General features: G+C 53.3%; 24 protein-coding genes. 18 read left to right on the forward strand and 6 right to left on the reverse strand.

Annotated elements, in window-relative coordinates; translation table 11 throughout:
• Nucleotides 1–172: 172 nt before the first annotated feature.
• A complete protein-coding gene (locus ACKPCT_RS05065) occupies nt 173–1114 on the reverse strand; it encodes a permease (RefSeq protein WP_319568567.1) in 942 nt (313 codons plus the stop codon).
• A 762-nt stretch (nt 1115–1876) separates the two neighbouring features.
• Here ACKPCT_RS05065 and ACKPCT_RS05070 point away from each other — a divergent pair.
• From ACKPCT_RS05070 to ACKPCT_RS05150, 17 genes are all read left to right on the forward strand, one after another.
• Nucleotides 1877–2446 (forward strand): DJ-1/PfpI family protein, encoded by a 570-nt coding sequence (locus ACKPCT_RS05070; protein ID WP_090071531.1) that lies wholly within the window; start codon nt 1877–1879, stop codon nt 2444–2446.
• A 16-nt stretch (nt 2447–2462) separates the two neighbouring features.
• Nucleotides 2463–5066 (forward strand): glycyl radical protein, encoded by a 2604-nt coding sequence (locus tag ACKPCT_RS05075; RefSeq protein WP_319568568.1) that lies wholly within the window; start codon nt 2463–2465, stop codon nt 5064–5066.
• 182 nt (nt 5067–5248) lie between these two features.
• Nucleotides 5249–6334: a 1-propanol dehydrogenase PduQ gene (locus ACKPCT_RS05080; protein WP_407652455.1), complete on the forward strand. Its 1086-nt coding sequence runs from the start codon at nt 5249–5251 to the stop codon at nt 6332–6334.
• An 88-nt stretch (nt 6335–6422) separates the two neighbouring features.
• On the forward strand, nt 6423–6704 hold the full coding sequence (pduA, locus tag ACKPCT_RS05085; protein WP_090071527.1) for a propanediol utilization microcompartment protein PduA: 282 nt from the start codon (nt 6423–6425) through the stop codon (nt 6702–6704).
• A 25-nt stretch (nt 6705–6729) separates the two neighbouring features.
• Entirely contained in the window at nt 6730–7554 is an 825-nt protein-coding gene (gene pduB, locus ACKPCT_RS05090) for a propanediol utilization microcompartment protein PduB (protein WP_319512973.1), read from the forward strand.
• A 21-nt stretch (nt 7555–7575) separates the two neighbouring features.
• Entirely contained in the window at nt 7576–8244 is a 669-nt protein-coding gene (locus ACKPCT_RS05095) for a BMC domain-containing protein (protein ID WP_319568570.1), read from the forward strand.
• A gap of 85 nt (nt 8245–8329) precedes the next feature.
• On the forward strand, nt 8330–8986 hold the full coding sequence (gene pduL, locus ACKPCT_RS05100; protein ID WP_090071522.1) for a phosphate propanoyltransferase: 657 nt from the start codon (nt 8330–8332) through the stop codon (nt 8984–8986).
• A 55-nt stretch (nt 8987–9041) separates the two neighbouring features.
• Nucleotides 9042–9902, forward strand: coding sequence for an ethanolamine utilization protein EutJ (eutJ, locus tag ACKPCT_RS05105; protein ID WP_319568571.1), 861 nt, complete (start codon nt 9042–9044; stop codon nt 9900–9902).
• Nucleotides 9902–10732 (forward strand): hypothetical protein, encoded by an 831-nt coding sequence (locus ACKPCT_RS05110; protein WP_319568572.1) that lies wholly within the window; start codon nt 9902–9904, stop codon nt 10730–10732. Before eutJ ends, ACKPCT_RS05110 begins: the two co-directional genes overlap by 1 nt.
• Nucleotides 10733–10744: 12 nt before the next feature.
• Complete coding sequence (locus ACKPCT_RS05115; RefSeq protein ID WP_090071516.1) at nt 10745–11020, forward strand: EutN/CcmL family microcompartment protein; 276 nt, start codon at nt 10745–10747, stop codon at nt 11018–11020.
• Between the two features lie 11 nt (nt 11021–11031).
• Entirely contained in the window at nt 11032–11544 is a 513-nt protein-coding gene (locus ACKPCT_RS05120) for a GlcG/HbpS family heme-binding protein (RefSeq protein ID WP_090071514.1), read from the forward strand.
• Between the two features lie 4 nt (nt 11545–11548).
• On the forward strand, nt 11549–13252 hold the full coding sequence (locus tag ACKPCT_RS05125; RefSeq protein ID WP_319568573.1) for an aldehyde dehydrogenase family protein: 1704 nt from the start codon (nt 11549–11551) through the stop codon (nt 13250–13252).
• 123 nt (nt 13253–13375) lie between these two features.
• Nucleotides 13376–13678 (forward strand): BMC domain-containing protein, encoded by a 303-nt coding sequence (locus ACKPCT_RS05130; RefSeq protein WP_090071512.1) that lies wholly within the window; start codon nt 13376–13378, stop codon nt 13676–13678.
• A 39-nt stretch (nt 13679–13717) separates the two neighbouring features.
• Nucleotides 13718–14638, forward strand: coding sequence for a glycyl-radical enzyme activating protein (locus ACKPCT_RS05135; protein ID WP_319568574.1), 921 nt, complete (start codon nt 13718–13720; stop codon nt 14636–14638).
• A gap of 38 nt (nt 14639–14676) precedes the next feature.
• Entirely contained in the window at nt 14677–15825 is a 1149-nt protein-coding gene (gene metK / locus ACKPCT_RS05140) for a methionine adenosyltransferase (protein WP_319568575.1), read from the forward strand.
• Entirely contained in the window at nt 15794–17152 is a 1359-nt protein-coding gene (locus ACKPCT_RS05145; protein ID WP_319568576.1) for a sensor histidine kinase, read from the forward strand. The genes metK and ACKPCT_RS05145 overlap by 32 nt, the downstream gene beginning before the upstream one ends.
• Before the next feature lie 39 nt (nt 17153–17191).
• A complete protein-coding gene (locus ACKPCT_RS05150) occupies nt 17192–18217 on the forward strand; it encodes a response regulator transcription factor (protein ID WP_319568577.1) in 1026 nt (341 codons plus the stop codon).
• 49 nt (nt 18218–18266) lie between these two features.
• On the opposite strand, the gene ACKPCT_RS05155 is transcribed toward ACKPCT_RS05150, so the two are convergent.
• The 5 genes from ACKPCT_RS05155 to ugpB all read right to left on the reverse strand — a co-directional run bounded on the left by ACKPCT_RS05155 (nt 18267) and on the right by ugpB (nt 23452).
• Nucleotides 18267–19220, reverse strand: a complete 954-nt coding sequence (locus ACKPCT_RS05155) for a glycerophosphodiester phosphodiesterase family protein (RefSeq protein ID WP_319568578.1) — start codon at nt 19218–19220, stop codon at nt 18267–18269.
• 15 nt (nt 19221–19235) lie between these two features.
• Nucleotides 19236–20312, reverse strand: coding sequence for a sn-glycerol-3-phosphate import ATP-binding protein UgpC (locus tag ACKPCT_RS05160; RefSeq protein ID WP_319568579.1), 1077 nt, complete (start codon nt 20310–20312; stop codon nt 19236–19238).
• A gap of 20 nt (nt 20313–20332) precedes the next feature.
• Nucleotides 20333–21184, reverse strand: coding sequence for a sn-glycerol-3-phosphate ABC transporter permease UgpE (gene ugpE / locus ACKPCT_RS05165; RefSeq protein WP_090071496.1), 852 nt, complete (start codon nt 21182–21184; stop codon nt 20333–20335).
• Nucleotides 21184–22065, reverse strand: coding sequence for a sn-glycerol-3-phosphate ABC transporter permease UgpA (gene ugpA, locus ACKPCT_RS05170; RefSeq protein ID WP_319568580.1), 882 nt, complete (start codon nt 22063–22065; stop codon nt 21184–21186). The genes ugpE and ugpA overlap by 1 nt, the downstream gene beginning before the upstream one ends.
• A gap of 82 nt (nt 22066–22147) precedes the next feature.
• On the reverse strand, nt 22148–23452 hold the full coding sequence (ugpB, locus tag ACKPCT_RS05175; protein WP_319568581.1) for a sn-glycerol-3-phosphate ABC transporter substrate-binding protein UgpB: 1305 nt from the start codon (nt 23450–23452) through the stop codon (nt 22148–22150).
• 302 nt (nt 23453–23754) lie between these two features.
• Here ugpB and ACKPCT_RS05180 point away from each other — a divergent pair, with 302 nt between their 5' ends.
• On the forward strand, nt 23755–24666 hold the full coding sequence (locus ACKPCT_RS05180; protein WP_090071492.1) for a LysR substrate-binding domain-containing protein: 912 nt from the start codon (nt 23755–23757) through the stop codon (nt 24664–24666).
• Nucleotides 24667–24777: the final 111 nt, after the last annotated feature.

Raw genomic sequence — 24777 nt, forward strand, 5'->3', positions numbered from 1 at the left:
GGAAGAGGGAATTGTGCGGTTGCCCGGTCTTTCGGGGAGCACATTTTGGCTTTTGATTGGGGTGGGTTAGGCCATGATTCTCACGGGGCAGTCAAACATGGTGGCAAACAAAAGGCGTGGGGAATAAAGTCTCCACGCCGAAATCAGCAGATTGTGCTTCAGTCATCCATGATCAAAGTGGCAGAGGGATTGCTGCCCAGAAGCCAAGGGCGGTCAGTCCGTTCAGGACAAAGGTCATGATTGCAATGGCTGTAGCCGGAGGATCGATATGTGTGTCGCCATGAACCAGGAACAGGCGGGCGCACAATTCACCCAGAAAGGCACAAATGATGCCTACGATCAAAGCCCAGAGCATGCTGCCAGATGCAACGCCCGCAATGGCTGCAGGAAGCGCAATGTGGTGGGTTACAGGCACAGCAAGGCCGAGCGAAAGCAGGATCAGGCTGGCTGCTGCAAAGCCGAAAGCCAACAGGGCGCCGGTGCCGCCATAAGTGATGCCGAGCCAACCACCCAGAAGACCAACGCCTGCGCCGATAAGGGCAATTTGCCCCTTGGTGCTCTGGAAGGGCAACCATTTGATGGCATCGCTTGGATCGAAGAAAGAACGTCCTTCTTCAGCTTTGCCAAACAGGCCGGCTTTGCCCCAGATGAGGCGCGCAACGACAGCTGAAACAAACACACATATGCCCGGATAGTCCGTCCAGGCAAGCCCCGGGCCGAAGTTTGGAATAAGCTGTACAAGGCAGCAAAGTGCATAGCCAAAGACGCCGAAGATACCGCCAACAAGTAGGACGTCTGGTTTGTTCAGCCCCATGCCCGCGGTAATGATGTCACGTCCGTTGTCGATGTATCCTTTGTTGGCAGCATAGGCTGCGGCTGCAACACCAGAGGCAAAGCCGCCCACATGCGGGCCGAAAGCCCCAAATGGCAAGCCGCCGAAATAACCGGCAGCGCCCTGAGCTACGCTGGTTGCGTCAGGGGCAATGCCCAATGTCAGGGCAACCCCGATCAAAGTTAGAAAACCGACAAATGCAAAGGCTGAAAGCGCACCTAATGCTGCGCCAAAGATCCCACCGCCAAACGCGACAAGAAGACTGATTATTGTAGCCGTCATATTTTACTCCCTAAAGCTTCCCGTAGTTGATGCCGACCAAGGGTCATCATCGAGCCGCGTATGTCCGCTTTCACCTCCTCGTTGAAAGAAGAAGGCCTCTCGACCTCCGTAATCTTGCGAATACTCAAAAGATCGAACACGCACTGGCATATTTAACTATTGAGATGAATTTCATTAATGACAATTGAATTCATCTTTAAATACTTGGGATTTGCTATCTGTAATTTGCAAATACTTTTAAATGCATATTTATAATGATAGGATTTGGTCAATTCGATTATTTTTACAAAAGTAGGGAATTTTTTGTCTTTGCTTTTTGAAGGCGCATAGGGCTGTGCTACAGCATTTGTTGTTTTTAATTGTTATAGTTATATGTATGTTTAATATAACATATATTTCAGTATCTTAATTGGAATTTTTCTGAGTTTCTCGGTATGGAGCCGCTTGCTCTTGCGCTATGCAGTTTGGGTCAAAATTTTTGCTAATTGTTCCATTTGATGGTCGTTCTTGAGCGATTTCGGGTTAAAAATTTACCTTTGTCTTTTCCTTATCTCTTTGGCTTTTGTCTTACGTCATTTCCTAAATAACTGAATTAACTGTGATAATTTGGTGTGTCAAAAGCCTGTCACACAATGTCAATTCTTTACCCCTCAATGACAAGCCTCTCCATTGATAGAAGTTTGGGCACAGGACTAATGTTTCGGCACAAGCCGGTCGTGGATCGGTGGGAGGCATTGGTTTTGTTTGGAGGGGCGGCCTGTAATGACAAGTATACTCATTATAGCTGGTGACTATTCGGAAGATTATGAAGTCATGGTTCCCTACCAGGCGTTGTTAATGCTTGGTTTTACGGTCGATGTCGTCTGCCCGAACAAGCGCAAGGGTGACTTCATTCGTACTGCAATTCATGATTTTGAGGGCGATCAGACCTACTCGGAGAAGCCGGGACATCTGTTTTGCCTTACCGCTTCTTTCTCGGCGATTGAGCCAGATTGCTACGACGGGCTTTATCTGGCCGGGGGAAGGGCGTGCGAATATCTGCGATTGGATGACGATGTCCTTTCCATTTGTCGCGGTTTCATGGAGCGCAATGCGCCGCTGGCCGCGATTTGCCACGGCATTCAGATTTTAACCGCAGCCAATGTTGTTCGCGGGCGCAAGCTGACGGCCTATCCGGCGGTTGCGCCGGAAGTCGTCATGGCGGGCGGAGAATTTATCAAAGTTGAACCGGATGAATCCGTAGTGGACGGAAATCTCGTGACCTCGCCAGCCTGGCCCGGCCACCCCGCCTTGCTGCGCAACTTTGTCAGTTTAATCGGTTCTCAAACATAGCACTAAGGAAAAGGCGATGGCGTTTGCGACAGAGAGTGCAAGCGAGGTCGTATCCTGCAGCCTGGAGGAAGTAATGATAGAGAAGGGCTTTTCTCAACCAACCGAACGTATTGTGCGGTTGAAAAACCAGATTCTGAACGCGACGCCTTTTGTGGAGTCCGAGCGTGCAGTTCTGGCTACCGAGGCCTACAAGGAAAGTGAACATCTTTCCCCGATCATGCGCCGCGCAAAAGTGGCCGAAAAGATTTTCAATAATCTGCCGGTTACCATTCGCGACGACGAACTGATCGTTGGTGCCATCACCAAAAATCCGCGTTCTACGGAAATCTGCCCGGAATTCTCCTATGATTGGGTAGAAGCCGAGTTCGAAACCATGGCAACCCGCATGGCTGACCCTTTCGAAATTCCGAAAGAAACAGCTGCCGAGTTGCATGAAGCCTTCAAATACTGGCCGAACAAGACCACCAGTTCCTATGCTGATTCCCTGATGTCTTCGGAGACCAAGGACTGCATCGCCAATGGCGTCTTCACCGTTGGCAACTATTTCTATGGTGGTGTCGGTCACGTTTGTGTTGACTATGGCAAGATCATGAAAATCGGCTTCCGCGGCATCATCGAAGAAGCCGTCAAAGCCATGGATGCGATGGACAAGAATGATCCATCCTACATCAAGAAACGCCAGTTCTACGAAGCCATCATCATCACCTACAATGCAGCGATCAATTTCGCTCATCGGTATGCTGACAAGGCTCTGGAACTCTCAAGGGCAGAAAGCAACCCGACCCGCAAGGCCGAGCTGGAACAGATTGCCAAGAACTGCGCACGCGTTCCTGAATATCCTGCTTCCAACTTCTGGGAAGCTTGTCAGACCTTCTGGTTCATCCAGTCTCTGATGCAAATCGAATCCTCGGGGCATTCCATTTCTCCGGGCCGCTTCGACCAGTATATGAACGACTATCTGCAGGCTGATGCATCCATCGACCGTGCTTTCGCTCAGGAACTGATCGATTGCATCTGGATCAAGCTCAACGACGTCAACAAAACCCGTGACGAAGTGTCAGCTCAGGCCTTTGCCGGTTACGCCGTGTTCCAGAATCTGTGCGTTGGTGGTCAGACATCTGACGGGCTGGATGCTACAAACGATGTTTCCTACATGTGCATGGAAGCTGTTTCTCACGTTCGTTTGCCAGCTCCTTCCTTCTCCATTCGCGTTTGGCAGGGCACGCCTGATGAATTCCTCTTCCGCGCGACGGAAGTTGTTCGTCTGGGTCTTGGTGTTCCGGCCATGTATAACGACGAAGTGATCATTCCGGCTCTTCAGAACCGTGGTGTTTCTCTCGCTGATGCCCGCGATTACGGCATTGTCGGTTGTGTTGAACCGCAGCCAATCCATAAGGCAGAAGGCTGGCACGACGCTGCGTTCTTCAACGTTGCCAAGATCCTCGAAATCACCCTGCACGGCGGTAAAGTTGGCGAAACGCCAGGCACCATCGGCAACAAGCAGCTTGGCCCGGTTACGCCGGACGTATCGCAGTGGAAGTGCCTTGATGACTTCTACGATGCTTTTGAAAAACAGATGGCCTACTTCGTCTACCATCTGGTTGAAGCTGACAACTGCGTTGACATTGCGCACGCCGAAATGGCTCCGCTGCCGTTCCAGTCTGCAATGGTTGATGATTGCCTTGGTCGCGGCATGTCCGTGCAGGAAGGCGGCGCCTTGTACAACTTCACCGGCCCGCAGGCCTTTGGTGTTGCTGACACCGGTGACTCTGTCTACGCAATGAAGAAATTCGTCTTTGACGAAAAGAAAATCAGCCCGGCAGAACTCAAGGAAGCTCTGGTCAATAACTTCGGTCAGCCGGTTGGCGGTGCTGCTCCTGCAGCTGCTGAACTGTCTGAAGATCAGGTCTATGCCGCTGTTCGCAAGGTTCTTGCCAACAACAACTCCATGGATGTCTCCGCTCTGAAAGATCAGGTCTATCAGACCCTTGGTTCTTCCAGCGCTGCGCCTAACGGCAAATATGCCGACATTCATCGTATGCTCGATAGCGCTGAATGCTTCGGTAACGACATCGATGAAGTCGATCTGATCGCCCGCAAGTGCGCTGAGATCTACTGTAAAGAAGTCGAAAAATACACCAACCCGCGCGGCGGTCAGTTCCAGGCTGGTATCTATCCTGTGTCTGCCAACGTGCTGTTCGGTAAAGATGTTGCTGCATTGCCTGACGGACGTCTGGCCAAGGCACCTCTTGCTGACGGTGTATCACCTCGTCAGGGTAAGGACACCAACGGTCCGACCGCAGCGGCAAACTCGGTTGCCAAGCTCAACCACTTCATTGCCTCCAACGGTACCCTCTATAACCAGAAGTTCCTGCCATCCGCCCTTGCTGGCGACAATGGCATCCTGAACTTCACATCGGTTGTGCGCTCCTACTTCGATCACAAGGGCATGCATGTCCAGTTCAACGTGGTGGACAGAAACGTCTTGCTCGAAGCTCAGCGTGAACCTGAAAAGCACAGAGACCTTGTGGTCCGCGTGGCTGGTTATAGCGCTCAGTGGGTCGTGCTCGCCAAGGAAGTGCAGGACGACATCATCAGCCGTACAGAGCAGAATCTCTAAGAGATTGGCAGACCTGCCAAGGCCTTTGGCTTTGGCAGGTCAGTATGGCGCGACAGGCTGTCGGGGTCTTTTGAGATTTCTCTCTCCGGCAGCTCACAATTGCTCTAAGTGTCAAGGATTTCTGTTTTATGTCTCGTTATCAGAGCTTCTTTTCAAAAACTGAAGTTGTTTTTGGAGCCGGGATGCTGGATCGGCTGAACGTTTATAGCGGTCAGAAGGTTGCGATCGTCACCGATGCCTTCATGGCAAAATCCGGTGCTCTGGACAGAGTGCGGGCGCATCTCACTGGATCAGAGTGTTTCGTCTATGATGAAGCGATCCCAGAGCCGCCTATTGAAACAGTGTCCAAGGGAGCTGGCCTTCTTGCCGACTTCGAGCCGGATGCGATCGTTGCTCTGGGTGGCGGTTCTGCCATTGATGCTGCGAAAGCCATTCTGGCTGTCGTTCGAGAAGTCAAACCCCAACTCACTATCCAATTTGTAGCCATTCCCACCACATCGGGAACCGGATCAGAGGTAACGTCGTACGCCGTGATTTCCGATCCGGCCAACAATCGTAAATTTCCATTGGTATCCAACTCACTGATACCGGATGTTGCGATCCTTGATCCCGAATTTGTCCGCACGGCTCCTGCCAATGTAACCGCGGACACCGGAATGGACGTCATAACCCATGCCATCGAGGCTCTTGCATCTTCCCGCTCTTCCTATTGCTCCGACGCACTGGCTGCCAAGGCCTTGTCGTTGGCATTTGAAAGTCTGCCGGCTGCATTCAAGAATGGTGATGATCTGGAAGCCCGCGCAGAGATGCATCAGGCTTCCTGCATGGCGGGCATGGCGTTCAATTCGGCAGGCCTCGGCCTGAACCACGGACTGGCTCATGCCATCGGCGGACAGTTTCATGTCGCCCACGGTCGTCTCAATGCCATGCTTCTGCCTCTGGTCATTGAATATAACGCTGGCCTTAGCGAAGGCGCTGCCTTCTGCGAAAAGACGGCGGACGTCTATGCCAGAGCTGCGACCAGCCTGGGCCTGCGTTTCCCAAGCATTAAGATGGGTGTCTGGGCTCTCATTCACGCGATTGAACGCCTGAATGCTCAGTTCAATATTCCCGCAACGCTTCGGGGGCAGGGGATCGACATGAACGCATATGCCCACAGCGAACAAACCCTTGTGAAAGCGACTTTCGCGGATGCCTGCACGGCTACCAATCCCAGAAAGCCGGTTGCTCAGGATCTGGTGCGGTTGCTGCGGCGCCTTGGTGGATAGGAGATGAGGGAGGACACCGATCAAACTACTTAAAAACTTGACGCCTCTAAAGGGCACATTCTGAACATCAAGAAAACTGGAGAGAAAAATGCAACAAGAAGCATTGGGTATGGTTGAAACCAAAGGCCTCGTAGGCGCAATCGAAGCCGCTGATGCGATGGTCAAATCCGCAAATGTTGGCCTGATCGGCTATGAAAAAATCGGTTCCGGTTTCGTGACCGTTATGGTTCGTGGTGATGTTGGCGCAGTTAAAGCTGCTACCGACGCAGGCGCAGTGGCTGCCGAGAAAGTTGGCACCGTGGTTTCCGTCCATGTCATCCCACGCCCACATACCGAAGTTGAAAAAATCCTGCCGAAAAGCGCGGAATAACCCCTGATCAGAAGGAGTATCGACAATGAATAACGATCTTGTCGAACAGATCATGGGCGAGGTTATGCGCAAAATGGGCTCGGAAGCTGCTTCCGCTCCCGCACAACCTGCAGCCCCTGAAGCGAAAAGCTGCGCAGCCAAGCTGCCGGCAGCTTGCGGTCTGACCGAATTTGTCGGAACCGCAATTGGCCACACCATTGGTCTTGTTATCGCCAATGTTGACTCTTCCCTGCATGAGCAGATGAAGATCGACAAGAAATACCGCTCAATCGGTATTCTTGGTGCCCGTACCGGTGCTGGCCCGCACATCTTTGCCGCTGACGAAGCCGTCAAGGCAACCAACAGTGAAATCATCTTGATCGAGCTGCCTCGCGATACTGAAGGCGGAGCTGGTCATGGTTCTTTGATCCTGTTTGGTGCTGAGGATGTTTCCGATGCCCGTCGTGCCGTTGAAGTGGCTCTGAGTGAAGTAGAACGCACCTTTGGTGATGTTTATGGCAACTCTGCCGGTCATCTGGAATTCCAGTATACCGCACGTGCAAGCACAGCCCTGAACAAAGCTTTTGGTGCACCGCTTGGCCAGTCCTTCGGTATCACCGTCGGTGGCCCGGCTGCCATTGGTGTTCTGCTGGCTGATACGGCTGCCAAAGCAGCAACTGTGGATGCGGTTGGCTATTCTTCACCAGGCAATGGTGGAACCAGCTTCTCGAACGAAGTCATCTTCACCTTCAGCGGTGACTCTGGCGCTGTGCGTCAGGCTATCGTTGCGGCTCGTGAAGTGGGCAAGCAGGTTCTCAAAGCCATGGAACCTGATGAGGATCTTCCTTCCAGCACAACCCCTTACATTTGATCGTAGGAAAGGAGGATCGTCATGTCGCAGAAAAGCCTCGGTTTGATTGAAACGACGGGCCTGACTGCTGCCATTGAAGCGGCAGACGCTGCCGTGAAATCTGCAAATGTCGAGCTTGTCGGCTACGAATTGGCCAAGGGAGGTGGCATGACGGTTGTCAAGCTCTATGGCGAAGTCGGTGCAGTCAATGCTGCCGTAGCAGCGGCAACCGCCGCTGCTGCCAAAATCAACACGGTCGTGTCCACGAAAGTGATTGCAAGACCTGCTGATGGCATGGAGTGCATGGTCATCTCCGAAGAAACGGTTGGTGCTGACCTCCCAAAGCCACCTGAGCCTCCTGAACCGACTCCGCCGACAGGTGGGGGGGAAGGGCCGAAATCCGGTCCTGACGATTCCGGTGAAGGCGGCTCGGACAAGGGCACTGAAGCCACTGGCGAGGACGCTGGAGCGGATGCTCCGGCCCCTGAGCAGACCGAAGGCAAGGCCGAGGCTGCTGAAAGCGCAAGTGCTAAGAGCAAGGTAGAGGCGGAGAAAGCGGAACAAGCAGTTCCGCAAGAGGCAAAAACGGAAGAGCTGGATCTTAAGCCGGTTGCTGACGTCAAGCCAATCGAGGCTGCAAAGCCCGCATCATCTACCGCCAAACCGGCTACGACACGCAAGACAGGCCGTGGCAGACGCAGACGCGCCTGAGTGGTTTGTCTTCCGACCATGAAAGATTTTCATCCCGCGGTTCTCTTGAGCTGCGGGATGACAAAGAAAGAGCAAAGAAAGAGCCATGCAACTGACTGAGCAAATGATCGATAAGGTTGTCGCCGATATTCTGGCAAAGGCAACAAGCAGCGCGGCGTCAAAGAGCGATCCTGCCTTGGTACCGGTTGGCGTGTCGAACCGCCATATTCACCTGTCCAGAGAAGACATGGAAATGCTGTTTGGTCCGGGGCAAAATCTAACCCGCATGAAGGCCATGAAACAGCCTGGACAATATGCGGCCGAAGAAACAGTTACTCTGAAAGGCCCCAAAGGCGAGCTGCGGCGCGTTCGGGTTCTCGGGCCATTTCGCAAGGAAACACAGATCGAGATTTCCGTATCAGACGGCTTTGCGCTGGGCATCAAGGCCCCGATGCGCATGTCAGGTGATCTGGATGAGAGCGCCGGCTTGGAAATTGTTGGCCCGCTCGGAACGGTCAAGCTGGAGCAGGGCGTCATTGTGGCGCAACGCCATATCCATATGCATCCCGACGACGCAAAAAAGGCCGGTGTCTGCAATGGCGAGATTGTTAGCGTGGAAGCACAGGGGCCGCGTGGGGGCATTCTCAAGAATGTTGCCGTGCGCGTATCCGAAGCCTCCGCTCTGGAAATTCATATCGATGTTGAAGAAGCCAACGCGCTTGGTCTCAAAAACAACGATCAGGTGCGAATTTGCAAATCCTGATTTTGCAAATTCCTATCGAACCCAAAAGTCAAAAGCCAACTGAAGAAAAGTCACCATGCGCAGTTCCGATGATATCTTGCACGACTTTGCAGACCTGATCAGAGAGGAGGCAATCTTGCCGAAATCTGAGTGGGCTGAAGGCCCGTTGAAGGTCGGCGTCGACCTTGGAACGGCCAATATCGTGCTGTCGGTGGTTGATGCGCAAAACCGGCCTGTTACCGGAGCAAGCTATCGTTCGACGGTCGTGCGTGATGGTATTGTGGTTGATTATGTGGGGGCTGTTCAGGCTGTTCGGTCTCTCAAGGCGATCATCGAGGATCGCCTGGGCCAACAGCTTGTTCGGGCTGCAACGGCCATTCCTCCCGGTATTCATGCCGGCAATGCCAAGGCCATTGGCAATGTGGTGGAAGCGGCCGATATGGAACTTGTTGAGATTGTCGATGAACCGACAGCTGCATCGCGCGTATTGATGGTGAGCGATGGTGCCGTCGTTGACGTGGGCGGCGGCACCACAGGCATCAGCATTCTGAAAAATGGCAGGGTGCTGGGCTCCTTCGATGAAGCAACCGGCGGAACGCACATGACCCTTGTGCTTGCTGGTGCCTATGGCATGAGCTTTGATGAGGCCGAGGAACACAAGCTTGATGTTGCGAACGATCGGGACGTGTTTCCTGTCGTGCGACCTGTGGTCGACAAGATGGCCAGCATCGTTTCCAGATTTCTGGATGGCAAAGATGTTGACGACATCTATGTGGTCGGCGGTGCCTGTACCTTTTCCGGCTTTGAAAAAGCCTTCGCGCAACAGACTGGTAAAACGGTGATCAAACCGGCAGAGCCACTTCTGGTCACACCTTTGGGTATTGCAATGTATGAGCAGAATGCCAGCCAGACCGGGCCGGCGGGGGGAGTGCAATAATGCCAGACCTCTCTCGTATCATTCAAACGGTTCTCGTAGAAATCATTTCAGAGAAGATCATCGAACGACTTTCAGTGATGAAGCGCAAGGCGCTGGTTTTACTGGATATGTCGGATGCCGGAATTGGAGATGCCGTTCAGGAACTGAACAAGCTGTATCGCGACAGTTGGTCACTTGATGTCGCTGCCACGCGCGAAGTGTTTGAAGCCATACCCTCCACCTTCCCTGGTCAAACACTTGCGATACCCAGAACAGCATGGACCGTACTTGATGCGGCATCTCCAATGACCGGCATGTCTTCACTACTGGACGATAAAACCATGCTCATCGTTCCCAACATGAGCATGGCACTGGCCGCCAAGGTAGCTCATGGCATCGGTGATGATGCGCCTTCAAGGCTGATGTCAACGGCACTGGAGATCGGCAAAGTGGTTGTGGCGGCAAAAGACGCCTGTTGTCCGGCCTGTCGTGATCGTGATGATCGGCCGTTTGTCGCCAATGATGCCTATCGGTCCATGATGATCGCCAATCTGGAAGCTTTGGATCACTATGGGGTCCGGCTTTGCCGCGCACCCCAGCTTTCGAAGGTTGTTGCGGGTGCCGTGACACCGTTCGCTTCGGGGCCTCGCGCTTTCATACCAGAACAAAAAGCCGAGCTCGTAACGCCTCCTGCTCCGGCACTCATCACCGCCGATAGCAAACGCGTGTTCGGATGGCGTGACGCCAAGCTTGCGAGCGGCTCAACAGTTAACATCGCTGAGGGGGTAGTGGTCACGCCACTCGCTCTTGAGGAACTGAGGGCGCGCAACATTTGCGTCGTCAGGCATTGAAAGGTCAGGACCATGTATTTGGCTAAAGTCATCGGAACTGTTGTTTCCACCAGCAAGGATATGTCCCTGTCCGGATCCAAGCTGCTGATTGTGGCAAAGCTCAACGAAAAGCAGGAGCCGACTGGAGAGACGGAAATCGCCGTCGATACGGTTGGGGCTGGTAACGATGAGATTGTGATCGTTACCCAGAACAGCTCGGCGCGCAAAGCCGCAACGCTGGAGAATTCAGTTACCGATGCTGCGATTGTTGGCATCGTGGATACCGTTGAAACCAAGCATAACTGGTAAGGACATGGTCGATGCTGACAGCAGAAAACAGGGAGCAGATTTCGGAACTGATCAATCGCGAGATCTCGCGCTTGAACCCTGGTCTCCTGAGCCAGACCCTGACCTTGAAGGAAGCCAAGACGCTGGCGGACCTTGCGCAGAAGAAGGCTTTGGAGATTGGTGTGCCAATTGCTGTTTCGATTGCCGATCCACATGGACAGCAGATCCTGTTTCACCGGATGGAGAACACGCTGCCGGTGAGCGCCCAACTGGCGACAGACAAGGCGCACACAGCAGCGACCTTTCGCATGACGACTGAGGAATTGGGCAAGCTGGCCCAGCCCGGTGAAATGCTTTTTGGCGTGCAGGCCAATATTGGCGGGCGCGTCGTGATTTTCGGCGGCGGCATTCCATGCTGTCGCGATGGCGCGGTTATCGGCGCCATTGGAGTGAGTGGAGGCACTGCCTATCAGGATGTACAGATTGCCGAACGCGCTCTAGACCTTTTTTCGAATAAACCAGAGCCTGTCTCTGAGGAAGGATGAAACCGTGAACGATCAACAGATCTCCGAAGCTGTGACGAGAGTCCTCAGCAGCTTTGGCGGAGCTAGCGCCGCACCAGTGGTTCCCGCTCCGGTCAATAATAAAACGGTGGCAAAAAGCACCCCTGCCGAGGATCAAGTGGCCAGTCTCGTGTCCCAAATCCTTGGTGAAAGCAAATCCGGTGGCGCCAAGGCAAAGCCGGACTATGTTCCAAGCCCGACCAAATGTGGCTGGGAACGTGCGGACAAGGGCTCTGCATCTGATGATGCCATGGTCTCGGGCGTGATTGCCAAGGTGCTCTCGGAATCGATGGGTAAAGCCCCGGCATCAACTGCAAAGGCTGCCGCTTCGTGTGTATCGATTGCTGTTTCCGATGCGGAAGCAACCGAATTGGGTGATGGTGTCTTTGCTACCATGGACGAAGCGGTCGAAGCTGCCGCGCTTGCCCAGAAGCAATATCTCTTTTGCTCCATGGAAGAGCGTCAGTCTTTCATCGATGGCATTCGCGATGTGATCCTGGAGCCTGAAACTCTGGACCGGATTTCCCATATGGGTGCCGAGCAGACGGGTATGGGCAAATATGAACACAAGATCATCAAGAACCGACTGGCCGCTGAAAAGACTCCGGGTACCGAAGACCTGACGACGGAAGCATGCAGTGGCGATGGCGGTTTGACGCTGGTGGAATATTCCGCCTATGGCGTTATTGGGTCCATCACACCGACGACCAACCCGACAGAGACCATCATCTGCAATTCCATCGGCATGCTGGCTGCAGGCAACTCGGTGGTCTATAGCCCGCATCCGCGTGCGCGGGTTGTTTCCCTTTTGACCATCAAGCTGATCAACCGCAAGCTGGCAACGCTTGGCGCTCCAGCCAACCTGATCACGACGGTACAAGAGCCTTCCATCGACAACACCAATGCCATGATGCAGCATCCCAAAATCCGCATGCTGGTCGCTACCGGTGGACCGGGTATAGTGAAAACGGTCATGTCCACTGGCAAAAAAGCCATCGGGGCAGGGGCAGGCAATCCGCCGGTTGTCGTCGATGAAACCGCAGACATCGAAAAGGCTGCCGTTGATATCGTCAATGGCTGCAGCTTCGATAACAATCTGCCATGCATCGCCGAGAAGGAAATCGTCGCAGTCAACCAGATTGCGGACTATCTCATCTCTTGCATGACCAAATGTGGCGCCTATCTGGTGGAAGATCCGGCTGTGGTCAAGAAGCTCGAAGCGCTGGTGATCAACGAAAAGGGTGGGCCGCAGACCTCATGTGTTGGCAAGAGCGCTGTCTATCTGCTCGACAAGGTCGGAATCAAGGTTGGCGATGACATCAAGGTCATTCTGATTGATCTGCCCAAGGAGCATGTCTTCGTTCAGGAAGAGCTGATGATGCCGATCCTGCCCTTGGTGCGCGTGCCAGATGTTGATGAAGCCATCGATTTCGCCGTTGAAGTCGAACATGGCAACCGTCACACGGCGATGATGCATTCGACCAATGTTCGCAAACTGACCAAGATGGCCAAGCTCATCCAGACGACCATTTTTGTCAAGAATGGCCCATCCTATGCAGGCATCGGCGTTGGCGGAGAAGGCTATACCACCTTCACGATTGCCGGACCGACCGGTGAAGGGCTGACCGGCCCGAAAGCCTTTGCCCGTAAACGCAGATGCGTGATGGTTGAATCGCTGAATGTGAGATAGAGCGGCATCCCCTTTGCTGCTCTCCAAGGGTCAGGCGCTCGCGCCTGGCCACCCCAAACAAATCTCTGTTGCTCCCAACAACAGGGCGAAAATCAGAATGAAATCTGAGGGAGGGACCGCGTAATGAATGCAAGGATCATCAATGCTCCGCAACCGGACGTGCTGCTGATGCTCCAACGACGCATGCCTCCGCATGGCCGCACATGGGTCAAGGAACACAGTGTCGGGTCCATCGGTCTTATTCAGGCAAGTGTGACGGATCTGTTTTTCTTCTCCGATCTTGCCTTGAAGGCTGCCGACGTATTCACCGTCGAGATCTATGGCACATGCCCTCAGCATGTAACGACACTGGCAATTCTGGGCGAAACCTCCGCAGTGAAGGCGGCGATGGAGTCAATCGAGATTGCAGGACAAACCAGCTTCTGACCGGGATCGAGGCATAAAAGGACTAGGCGGGAAAGAAAAATGGCCCCAATTAACTACGATCAGGAAGGTGTCGTCTTCGACATCCAGCGCTACTCAATTCATGATGGTCCCGGCGTACGGACAATTGTCTTTCTCAAGGGATGTCCGTTGCGGTGTCGTTGGTGCAGCAACCCTGAATCCCAGGATCCGAAGCCGGAGCTCTTTTACAAGGATTCAAGCTGCATTCATTGTGGCAAATGCCTTCCGGTCTGTCCGGTCGCGGCATTGTCTCGGGACAATCCGGGCTTTGTTGATCGCGACAAATGCATTCGTTGCGGCGCCTGTGCCGAGGCGTGCCCAACCGATGCCCTGACACGTTCGGGCAAAGTGATGACCGTCAATCAGGTTTTGCAGGAAGTGCGCAAGGATGCGACCCATTATCGCCGATCTGGTGGCGGGATCACGCTTTCCGGCGGCGAACCGCTGATGCAGAGTGATTTTGCCCGTGAACTGCTTAAAGCTTGCCATGAGCAGGGCTGGAATACGGCAATGGAAACCACCGGCTTCACAACGCCCGAGATCATTGCTGACGTCATGCCTCATGTTGATCATGCGCTGCTTGATATCAAGGCTATTGATCCGGCTGTTCACATGGCCAACACCGGCGTTGACAATCGCATCATCCTTGAAAACGCCATCCGGACTGCCATGACCAGCAAGTCGGTTGTCGTTCGTGTTCCAGTGGTGCCCGGCGTCAATGACACCGAACAGGCAATTTCGGATATCGGTAACTTCGCCAAGATGTTGCCCGGTGTGGAGACAGTCCATTTGTTGGGCTATCACTCCTATGGGGAAAATAAGTATGGTTTGCTTAACAGGGCCTACCCAATGGGCGATACCCCCGATCTTCCCAAGGATGCCTTGCCTCCGCTCAAAAAGGTCATCGAGTCTCTTGGATTGAATTGCATGATCGGTGGTTGAGCCAGGACTAGCGGGAAGAAGAAGGGCAGGAGAAACCCATGCGTACAAGCCTCGTCAGCGCGGAATCGGTAACCGAAGGGCATCCGGACAAAGTATGTGACCAGATTTCGGATGCCATTTTGGATGCCTATCTGACGGTCGACAGAGAAGCCCGTGTTGCTGCCGAGACCGTTGCCGCCGGAGACACTGTGTTTCTGGCTGGCGAGATCACTTCACGACAGCGCGTGAATGTCGAACCCGTCGTGCGCGAAACCATTCGCCAGATCGGCTATACCGATCCGGCTCTTGGTTTTGATGCGGATCATTGCTTTCTGATTACCGATCTCCGTGAGCAGTCGCCCGATATCGCGCAAGGGGTTTCTCGCGCCGGTGAATTGGGGGCGGGGGATCAGGGCGTTTTCTACGGCTTTGCCACAGATGAAACGCCTAGTTACATGCCTGCGCCCATCCATTTTGCCCATAAGCTCACCAAGGCTTTGGCCGATGCGCGCCACAATGGTGTGCTGGATTGGCTGCGGCCGGATGGCAAAGCGCAAGTGACCTTCGTTTATGACGAAAAGGGTTTGCCAACACATGTCAGAAGCATTGTCGTATCGACTCAGCACGCCCCTGAAGTGGATCAGAAAATGTTGGTTCGGGGGGTGTTGGAGCAAGTGATTTGTCCATATTTGCAGCAGTGGATCCAATCAGATACACGCGTGCACATAAATCCCACTGGACGGTTTGTGGAAGGCGGTCCAAAAGCGGATACAGGGTTGACCGGACGCAAGCTGATGGTTGATACTTACGGCGGAATTGCCAGGCACGGAGGCGGTGCATTCTCTGGCAAAGATCCGACGAAAGTTGATAGGTCAGCTGCCTATTATGCCCGTTATATCGCGAAGAATATCGTGGCTGCTGGCCTAGCAAAGAAATGCGAAGTTTCTCTAGCTTTTGCTATTGGGCAGACAGAGCCTGAGATGGTTGATGTGAATGCATTCGGCACATCAGTCGTCGATCCGGACAAATTGGTCTATGCCGTGAAGGAACTCTTCCCACTGACGGTTTCTGGGATGATCGAAACGCTTAATTTGCGTCGACCAATTTACAAGCAAACTGCTGCCTATGGCCATTTTGGCAGGGAAACAGGTGTGTTTCCATGGGAGGGAATGGAACGTGCAGCAATCTTACGAAGGTTCTGCCAATGAGGAGATAATCGGCTGGGGAGGAAGACAGGAAAACCCTGCAGGGAAGAATGGTAAAGGCGCGCATATAGCTCGCAAGAAATTGTCTGATCTGATCAGTGTGGAGGTACTGCAGAAGGTTCAGGACGATTTTAGCGCAGCTGTTGGTGTTGCAATTGTTATTGTCGATCCTGACGGGGTTCCCGTTACTCAGCCAAGTGGTTTTACTCCTTTTTGCAATACAGTTCGCAAAATGGACAAATTGCGCGAACGGTGTTTTCACTGTGATGCCGTCGGGGGGCGTATTGCGCTTTCAACCGGCGAGCCATCTATCTATAAATGTCATTGTGGGCTGGTGGATTTTGCCGCGCCTATCATCATGAAAGATCAGTATCTTGGTGCCGTTGTCGGTGGGCAGGTACACCTGACGGATCTGCACGAAGGAGCGGATCTGGAAGACATGTCCAATCTGTTCGCATCCGGGGATTCCTGGGACGTGGACAAGCAATTGGTCGAGCTGCATGAAGGCGCTTGGCAGTTGCCCTATGACCGGCTGAAGAGTGCGGCCTATTCGTTGCTCAACATCGCGTCGCATCTGGCAGAAGAAAGCTACTCCAATACGGTTTCTCAGGAGCTTTATGTCAAGAATATGCGGTTGATGGAGGAATCCAAGAAGCGGGCCGAGCTGGAGCGTTCATTGCGCGAGGCGGAGCTGCAGGCCTTGTCCTATCAGGTCAATCCGCATTTCCTGTTCAATGTCCTCAATACGATTTCACGATTGGCACTCATTGAAGATGCGGGCGAGACGGAAAAGACCGTTCACGCCTTTGCTGACATGATGCGTTATATCCTGAAGAAGAGCGGGAACCAGTTTGCACCTTTGGGGACTGAAGTGGAGCATGTGAAGAACTATCTCTATCTTCAAAAGCTGCGGTTGGGTGACCGGTTTGACGTGTCTCTTGACGTGCCCGAGGAATTCAATGAAGTGCTGTGCCCCTTCATGATCCTGCAGCCCATCGTCGAGAACTGCATCAACTATGCAGTCGAGCCGCGTGAGAGTGGCGGCTTCATCAAGATCAACGCCTATTCGGATGCGCAGGATCTGATTGTCGATGTCGAGGATAATGGGGAAGGTATCTCTCAGAAGCGCAAGCAATCGGTGCTCAAAGGGGAATCCGAACACGGAAACCGCAAGAGCATTGGTATTTTCAATGTCGGCAGTCGCTTGCAGCATTTCTTCGGTGAAGAATATGCTCTTGAGATTGTTAGCCCCTATCGGCAGGGAAAAGGAACGCTTGTGCGCATCAGGCTACCGCTTGAGTTCGACCCGTGTGCGTTCCAGATGAAATAGGCTCGCGGTTTTCCGAGGGGCGGTTGAGGAGAATGAAACATGTATGATGTTGCTATCGTGGAAGATGAGGAATTGGAGCGGCGTGCGCTGCGTACAATTCTGAGCAACAAGATTGACGGCATCAATATTGTTGGTGAGGCACGCAATGGTGTTGAGGCCATGGACCTCATCAACAATAACGCGATTGACCTCATCCTTGTCGACATCAACATCCCCAAGCCCAACGGACTGGAAATCATCCAGTCGCTGCGGCAGAAGAATATGAAGACCAAGGTCGTTATTCTCACTGCCTATGACTATTTCGAAATCATGCAGAAAGCGATCCATCTCAAGGCGGATAGCTTTCTGCTAAAGCCAGTAAAAACAGATGAGTTGCTCGGCGTTGTTAATGCGTGTCTGGGAGATTTGGGAGCAAGTCGCACGCACAACGAGATTGCCGATCAGATCTGGACACTGCTGGAACAGCGCGCCTATAGGGATTGTCTCTCACTGGTACGCAAGCATCTTGAAGCTATTTATGCGCGCAAGGGCGAAGCCCCGCGCCAGGCTATTCTGGACTTTTCCGATGAACTTCTGGCCCTTTCCGAAAAGCGCAAGGTCGAGATGCCAGACGATCTTCTGGAGCAAATTGCCAATTTGCGAAAGGAACGGTTGGACGCGCGCAGTCGAAACCGAATACATGGACTATTCTGCCAGATAGTCGATGCCCTGTTCCAGATGACAGAAGAACATTTCGGCCGGTCACCGGAGCGCATGCAGAATGTGTTGAATTATATCGAGCGCAATCTGAATAAGGAGATTACGCTGGAAGATGCCGCCAACTGCGCCAGCGTCAGTCCGTGCTATTTCTCGCGCCTGTTCAAGAAGTCGATGGGAGACACCTTCGTTGCCTATGTCAAGCAACGGCGCATTCATCACGCGAAAGAGATGCTTGAGGGTAGCGATTTGCCGATCATGAATATCGCGCTGGACTTGTCCTTCAACGATATCAATTATTTTGCCAAGGTGTTCAAGAAGGAAGTGGGCGTGACGCCGAGTGAATATAGGCGTCGATGCCGCGCTTGACAGGAAGCACAAGTCGGCCAAAGCCCTCTGCGCTCCTGATCTTTGCGATCTAACAACCGCCTATCCAATGCATTTGGTGGGCCATAAGGCGTCGTTGTACTCTGGACGGATAGTCCGAGATGATGGCGTCAACGCCCAGATCGATCATCCTGTCGATGTCTTCTGTCTCATTGACCGTCCAGACATAAAGGCCGATGCCGAGGGCTCTGGCTTCGGACACGGCTTGCTCGTCGAGATCCTTATATAGGCTCGACCAATTGTTGCCGCCTGCTTTCTTGATGAGCGCAGGGATCGTTTCATCATCTGAAAGGCATTGGGTTTTACCAAGCCATGGGGAGCCCTTGTAGATGGTGGCATGCTCTCCATTGTGGGCGGCTATGGTCAGATAAGAGCGCTTTAAGTGGGGTGCCTTGTCTCGTACGAAATCAAGAATGGCCCAATCAAAGGACTGGATGATCACCTTGTCGGCGTAGGCGTGCTTCTTGATGAGGGCCAGAAGGATATCGACGGTCTTTTCCGCTCTGTCCGTGTGGCCCGGACGGGTCGGGTCTGATTTGACCTCGATGTTGAGCGTGATGCTGCCTGTGCCCGAGCTGGTTTCATAATCGCTGCAAAAGACCATTATCTCTTTAAGAGTCGGGATTGTTACCCCGTCAAGGAAAGCCTGATCGGGGAATTTTGCGCCATAGGGGCTGCCTGCCTTCAAGCCGCCGATGTCATAGCTTTTCAGCTCTGCCGCCGTCAGCGTAATGGATTCCGGTCCGGTGCCGGTTAGCCATTGGCCCTCGCTGTTTCTGGTCTGCGCGGTCGAAAGCGTGAAGTCATGGGTTGCCACCAGAATGTCGTCGGCAGTCAGTTGTATATCCAGCTCCAGCGTCCGGATGCCCGTGGAAAGGGCGTAGGCATAGCCTTCAAGCGTATTTTCGGGGAAAAGCCCCCTTGCTCCGCGATGACCATGAATGTCGATCACGCGGACTTGCAAGCGCGATTGTGTATTTGGCATTGAATTCCTCTTGATCTAGTTGATGCGCTTTCCGCTTTCCGGATCGAATACATGCAGGTTTTCCGGGTCGATTGCAAAGCTGAATTTTGTTCCGCTGCTCACGCGGTGGATGCCATCCAGCCGAACGGCCATACTGTTGGTGGCTTTGCCAAAGTCGGCATGAATGATCGTGTCGGCTCCCAGCTCCTCGATGACATCGGATTTAAGAGAGAATAGGGCGTTGCCGTTGGTGGCAAGACGAATATGCTCCGGCCGCATACCGAGCTTGACCGATGCTCCTGCCTGCGCGTTGAGGCGTATGCCCAGCGGAATGATTTCCCCCTCAGGCAGTGTGATAGAGGAGGCGTCCTCGCTAACTGTGCCATTGAGAATATTCATAGCCGGTGAGCCGATGAAGGTGGCCACAAACAGGGTTGCCGGTTTGTCATAAAGATCGATCGGTGTGCCGAACTGTTCAACAGACCCTGCATTGAGCACCATCAGCCGATGGCCCAGCGTCATGGCTTCCACCTGATCATGGGTGACATAGACCGATGTTATGCCGAGCCGCTCTTGCAGTTTCTTGATCTCCAGCCGCATTTGGACACGCAATTTGGCATCGAGGTTGGAAAGCGGTTCGTCAAACAGGAAGACATCCGGCTCGCGCACGATGGCGCGTCCCATGGCAACGCGCTGGCGCTGACCGCCGGAAAGCTGGCGGGGGGAGCGCTTGAGATATGGCGTTAACTCAAGAATTTCGGCTGTCTCTTCCACGCGACGGCGAATTTCCTCTTTTGGCACTTTTCTGATCTTCAGCCCGTAGGACATGTTGTCGAACACGCTCATATGGGGATAGAGCGCATAATTCTGAAAAACCATGGCGATATTGCGTTGTGCCGGTTCGAGCTTGTTGACGACGCGTTTGCCAATCTGGATCTCGCCGCCGGTAATGCTCTCCAGCCCCGCAATCATGCGCAGCAGGGTGGATTTGCCACAGCCAGAAGGGCCAACGATGACGACGAATTCACCCTGTTGGATGGAGCCGCTGATCCCGTGAATGACTTCGCTGGGACCGTAGGATTTGCGTACATAATCAAGAGAAATATTGGACATGATTTAACCTGTAGATCCCGTTATTTATCCGTTTCCGTCAAGCCTTTGACGAAGAGCTTCTGCATGCTGACGATCACCAGAATGGGGGGCAGCATGGCCAGCAGTGCTGTCATCATGATGGTGTTCCATTCCGGCGTGCGCTCGGCGGAGTCGAGCATTTCCTTGATGCTGACAACGACCGTTGAGAGCGAGGAATCCGTTGTGATCAGAAGCGGCCACATATATTGGTTCCAGCCATAGATGAAGAGAATGACGAACAGGGCTGCAATGTTGGTGCGCGAGAGCGGCAACAGCATGTCAAAGAAGAAGCGCACAGGGCCTGCCCCATCTATGCGGGCGCTCTCTAGCATTTCGTCAGGAATGGTCAGAAATACCTGCCTGAACATGAAGGTCGCAGTTGCCGAGGCGATGAGAGGCACGGTGAGGCCCAGATAGCTGTTGAGCATGCCCAGAGAGGCAACCACCTCGAAAGTTGGTAAGATACGCACCTCGACGGGGAGCATCAGCGTGATGAAAATCATCCAGAAGAAGCCCATGCGGAATGGAAAGTCGAAATAGACGATGGCGTAGGCCGAAAGGATGGAAATGATGATTTTGCCGATAGCGATCATCAGGGCCATGATGAGCGAGTTGAACATCATTTTCCAGACGGGGAGCATGTCGACACCAGAGACGACCTTGCCTTCAAGGGCCAGCTTGAGATTATCGAAAAAGTGCGAGCCCGGCCAAATAGGGATAGGCGCCTGCGACATGCGGGCCAGATCGTGTGTCGCGGCAACGAAGGTTATCCAGATCGGGAAAGCGATAAGGATAACGCCCAGGATCAGAATGATATGCGTGAGCGTATCGAAAAAGGGACGGTTCTCAACCATTAGTAATCAACCCTTCTCTCGACATAACGGAACTGGATGACCGTGAGGCCGATAACCATGGCCATCAGGATCACGGACTGCGCTGCCGAGCCGCCCAGATCAAGTCCGATAAAGCCATCGCTATAGACCTTGTAGACGAGCGTTACGGTGGAGCCTGCCGGGCCGCCTTCGGTTACGGCGTGAATGATGCCGAATGTGTCAAAGAAGGCATAGACGATGTTGATGACGAGCAGGAAAAATGTGGTCGGGGAGACCAGCGGAAAAATGATAGTCCAAAAGCGCTTGGCCGGGCCTGCGCCATCAATGGCTGCGGCCTCGATCATGGATTTCGGAATGGCTTGCATCGCTGCCAGATAGAACAGGAAGTTATAGGCAATCTGCTTCCAGCTGGCTGCAAAGACAATCAGAGCCATGGCCTGGCCGCCATTGAGAAAATGGTTCCAGTCGACCCCGATCAGATCCAGCCAATAGGCGATGATGCCGACGGACGGGTTGAACATGAAAACCCAAAGAGCACCGGCCAAAACGGGAGCAACGGCATAAGGCCAGATCAGCAGTGTTCTGTAGATTGTGGCGCCTTTGACCACCCGATCTGCAAAGCCGGCAAGAATCAGGGAGAGGAACATGGAAAGCGCGGCAACCATGACCGAGAAGAAGATGGTACGGATGAAGACATCAGCATAGATCGGATCTTCAAATAGGATTTCAAAATTCTCGAACCAGACAAATTCACGGCCAAAGCCAAAGGCGTCTTCAATCAGGAATGACTGATACATCGCCTGTCCGGCAGGCCAGATGAAAAAGACGATCGTAATGGCAATCTGGGGCGCTACCAGAAGGTATGGCAGGGGGGAAGAAGGAAAATGAACACGCTTGATCATGTCATCGGGGTCCTTGGGGGCTTGCCGTAAAACCATGCCGCCCGGTGGGCGGCATGGAAATTGTTCGCTTTAAGCCAATGAATTATTTGGCGCTGCGTTCGAACTTGCGCAGAAGAGCGTTGCCGCGTTTTACAGCGTCGTCCATAGCGGTCTTGGCGTCTTTTTTGCCAGCCCACAGAGCTTCCATCTCTTCGTTGACTACGTCACGAACCTGAACCATGTTGCCGTAGCGAATGCCGCGGGAGTTCGGAGTCGGGGTATTTAGGCTGAGCTGTTTGATGGCCGTGTCGGTGCCCGGGTTTTCCTTGTAGTAACCCTGCTCCTTGGAAAGTTCGTAAGCGGCCGTGGTGATTGGCACATAGCCGGTGGTCTGATGCCATTTGGCCTGAATTTCCGGAGTGGAGATGAATTTCAGGAATTTGGCAACGCCTTTATATTCTTCACTCTCATGGCCCTGCAGCACCCAAAGGGTTGCACCACCGATGATGGAGTTCTGAGGCTTGTCAGCAACGTCGGTGTCCAGTGGCAACATGGTTTGGCCGAAGTTGAATTTGATGTCCTTTACAAAGCCGCCATAGTAAGCGGAGGAGTTCATCCAGAGGCCACATTCGCCATTGACGAAGAGCGGACGGGATTCACCGGTGCGGCCGCCATATTTGAACAGGCCTTTTTTGCCATCGTCAGCGATCTTCTGCAGACGGTTGATGACAGCGTCATTGTTGAAGGTGAATTCGGTGTCGAAACCGGCAAAGCCGTTTTCCTTGGTGCCTGATGGCATGTTGTGCCATGCGGAGTAGTTCTCCATCATGACCCAGGATTGCCAACCGAAGGAATAGCCGCAGTCCATGCCGCTATCGACCAGCTTCTGGGCTGCTTCTTCCACTTCATCCCAGGTGGTTGGCACTTTGGCGCCTGCTTTGTCCAGCGCGTCTTTGTTGTACCACATGACAGGGGTGGAGCTGTTGAATGGCATGGAAAGCAGATCGCCTTCCGGGCTCTGATAGTAGGAAACAACAGCTGGCAGGTATGCTGACTGGTCGAATTCCTCGCCAGTGTCTTTCATCAGCTGGCTGATCGGATAGATAGCGCCTTTGGCTGCCATCATGGTGGCGGTACCAACTTCAAAAACCTGAACGATGGCTGGCTGCTCTTTCGCGCGGAATGCTGCGATAGCGGCCGTCATGGTGTCTGCATAACCGCCCTTGTAGACAGGAACGACTTTATAATCGGACTGAGAAGCGTTGAATTTCTCGGCCATTTCGTTGACGAGTTCACCGTTGACACCACCCATGGCGTGCCACCACTGAATTTCCGTTGCAGCCATTGCCGGTGCAGTCAGGCCAGCAATGATCGTTGCAGCCAAAAGGGCTTTGCGTGACAGTTTCATTTGAGTTTCCCTTGCTCAAAACAGAGACAATATGAATTCGTTCCTCCAAGTCCTCAGCTTCCTCTGCAAGGAAGTGGCTTCTTCTTCTCTTATGGAGGAGGGAAGCCGCCCGGCCGTTTAAAGGCGCTCCTAACATCATTGTGTTGAGCGAGATGACCGGCCCGTTTGGACAAGGGCAAAATGAGGCGAGCGGTTGAATAATTCAAATGAAGTTTTTTCTTAAATGTCATAACATCATGTTATGAAATTTGGTATTTGGTAAAGCGTGGCAGGTTGAAGGCGCGGAAAAGAACGAGACGCATATGATACAGTTGAGACAGTTGGAAGCCTTTCGAGCGGTGGCGACCACGGGGAATGTGACGTCGGCGGCCAAGCTGTTGGATATTTCGCAGCCAGCGGTTTCGCGCCTGATATCGAGCCTCACCCAGCGGGTGGGCTTTGAGGTTTTTATGCGTGATGGCGGGCGGCTCGTTCCAACGCAGGAAGCGCGGTTTCTATTGGGCGAAGTAGACAGGGTGCTGGCCGGGCTTGGCAATATCGAGAAGCTGGTTGAAGAAATTCATGATTTGCAAGTCGGGCATTTGCGCATCACGTGTCTGCCGGGCTTTGCGACCACCCATTTGCCGCGGGTTGTTGCCGATTTCATGAAGGAACGCCCGGGCGTGACTATGGCCATTGAGCCGGATAGGCCGGAGCGCATTCTGGATTGGATTATCTCGCACCAGTATGATGTGGGTATCTCTTCCCATCATGAACCGCACCCTGCGCTGGAGATCATCCCAATCATGATGCGCAGTGTATGCGTTTTGCCGCAGGGGCATCGCCTCAAGGACAAGGAGCATATTACGCCGCAGGATCTGGACAATGAGCCCTTTATTCATGCCAGACGCGGCAGTGATTATTTCAATTTGGTGAATGCGGCCTTCGAGGCGAGTGGAGCGCGGCTTAATCCGATCATAGAATCGCGCCAGTTCGGCCTTGCTTGTCGCATTGTGGCCGGCGGAGTTGGCGTCAGCGTGGTTAGCATCATCGATGCATTAGAATATGAAAAAGACGGATTGATCATCAAGCCGTTCAAGCCTGTGGTGCCTCACAGGCTCAGCATTCTCTTTCCAACTCACACGCCCAGATCTGTCATCACGATGGAATTCATCGATCGGTTCATCAAGAGTCTGGAACCATACCAGATCAAAAGCCGAACGCAGGCCTACTAGTCGGGAAGGTGCCCGGCGCATGTTTAAGACATCCCGCCACGCACAACGAAACGTTGGTGGCGGGATCTGATCTGCGAGCTGATATCATCCAACTGGGTGGATGGGGGCAGA

The organism is Cohaesibacter marisflavi (genome assembly GCF_963665895.2).
GTDB lineage: Bacteria > Pseudomonadota > Alphaproteobacteria > Rhizobiales > Cohaesibacteraceae > Cohaesibacter > Cohaesibacter marisflavi.

What these genes read in the sequence shown, in the direction of transcription:
- pduA (WP_090071527.1), top strand. Translation starts at nt 6,423, where the DNA reads ATGCAACAAGAAGCATTGGGTATGGTTGAAACCAAAGGCCTCGTAGGC.
- ACKPCT_RS05160 (WP_319568579.1), bottom strand. Translation starts at nt 20,312, where the DNA reads ATGTCCAATATTTCTCTTGATTATGTACGCAAATCCTACGGTCCCAGC.
- ACKPCT_RS05180 (WP_090071492.1), top strand. Translation starts at nt 23,755, where the DNA reads ATGATACAGTTGAGACAGTTGGAAGCCTTTCGAGCGGTGGCGACCACG.
- ACKPCT_RS05155 (WP_319568578.1), bottom strand. Translation starts at nt 19,220, where the DNA reads ATGCCAAATACACAATCGCGCTTGCAAGTCCGCGTGATCGACATTCAT.
- metK (WP_319568575.1), top strand. Translation starts at nt 14,677, where the DNA reads ATGCGTACAAGCCTCGTCAGCGCGGAATCGGTAACCGAAGGGCATCCG.
- ACKPCT_RS05120 (WP_090071514.1), top strand. Translation starts at nt 11,032, where the DNA reads ATGCTGACAGCAGAAAACAGGGAGCAGATTTCGGAACTGATCAATCGC.
- pduB (WP_319512973.1), top strand. Translation starts at nt 6,730, where the DNA reads ATGAATAACGATCTTGTCGAACAGATCATGGGCGAGGTTATGCGCAAA.
- ugpB (WP_319568581.1), bottom strand. Translation starts at nt 23,452, where the DNA reads ATGAAACTGTCACGCAAAGCCCTTTTGGCTGCAACGATCATTGCTGGC.
- ACKPCT_RS05135 (WP_319568574.1), top strand. Translation starts at nt 13,718, where the DNA reads ATGGCCCCAATTAACTACGATCAGGAAGGTGTCGTCTTCGACATCCAG.
- ACKPCT_RS05075 (WP_319568568.1), top strand. Translation starts at nt 2,463, where the DNA reads ATGGCGTTTGCGACAGAGAGTGCAAGCGAGGTCGTATCCTGCAGCCTG.
- pduL (WP_090071522.1), top strand. Translation starts at nt 8,330, where the DNA reads ATGCAACTGACTGAGCAAATGATCGATAAGGTTGTCGCCGATATTCTG.
- ACKPCT_RS05070 (WP_090071531.1), top strand. Translation starts at nt 1,877, where the DNA reads ATGACAAGTATACTCATTATAGCTGGTGACTATTCGGAAGATTATGAA.
- ACKPCT_RS05130 (WP_090071512.1), top strand. Translation starts at nt 13,376, where the DNA reads ATGAATGCAAGGATCATCAATGCTCCGCAACCGGACGTGCTGCTGATG.
- ugpE (WP_090071496.1), bottom strand. Translation starts at nt 21,184, where the DNA reads ATGGTTGAGAACCGTCCCTTTTTCGATACGCTCACGCATATCATTCTG.
- ACKPCT_RS05095 (WP_319568570.1), top strand. Translation starts at nt 7,576, where the DNA reads ATGTCGCAGAAAAGCCTCGGTTTGATTGAAACGACGGGCCTGACTGCT.
- ugpA (WP_319568580.1), bottom strand. Translation starts at nt 22,065, where the DNA reads ATGATCAAGCGTGTTCATTTTCCTTCTTCCCCCCTGCCATACCTTCTG.
- ACKPCT_RS05080 (WP_407652455.1), top strand. Translation starts at nt 5,249, where the DNA reads ATGCTGGATCGGCTGAACGTTTATAGCGGTCAGAAGGTTGCGATCGTC.
- ACKPCT_RS05065 (WP_319568567.1), bottom strand. Translation starts at nt 1,114, where the DNA reads ATGACGGCTACAATAATCAGTCTTCTTGTCGCGTTTGGCGGTGGGATC.
- ACKPCT_RS05150 (WP_319568577.1), top strand. Translation starts at nt 17,192, where the DNA reads ATGTATGATGTTGCTATCGTGGAAGATGAGGAATTGGAGCGGCGTGCG.
- ACKPCT_RS05110 (WP_319568572.1), top strand. Translation starts at nt 9,902, where the DNA reads ATGCCAGACCTCTCTCGTATCATTCAAACGGTTCTCGTAGAAATCATT.
- ACKPCT_RS05115 (WP_090071516.1), top strand. Translation starts at nt 10,745, where the DNA reads ATGTATTTGGCTAAAGTCATCGGAACTGTTGTTTCCACCAGCAAGGAT.
- eutJ (WP_319568571.1), top strand. Translation starts at nt 9,042, where the DNA reads ATGCGCAGTTCCGATGATATCTTGCACGACTTTGCAGACCTGATCAGA.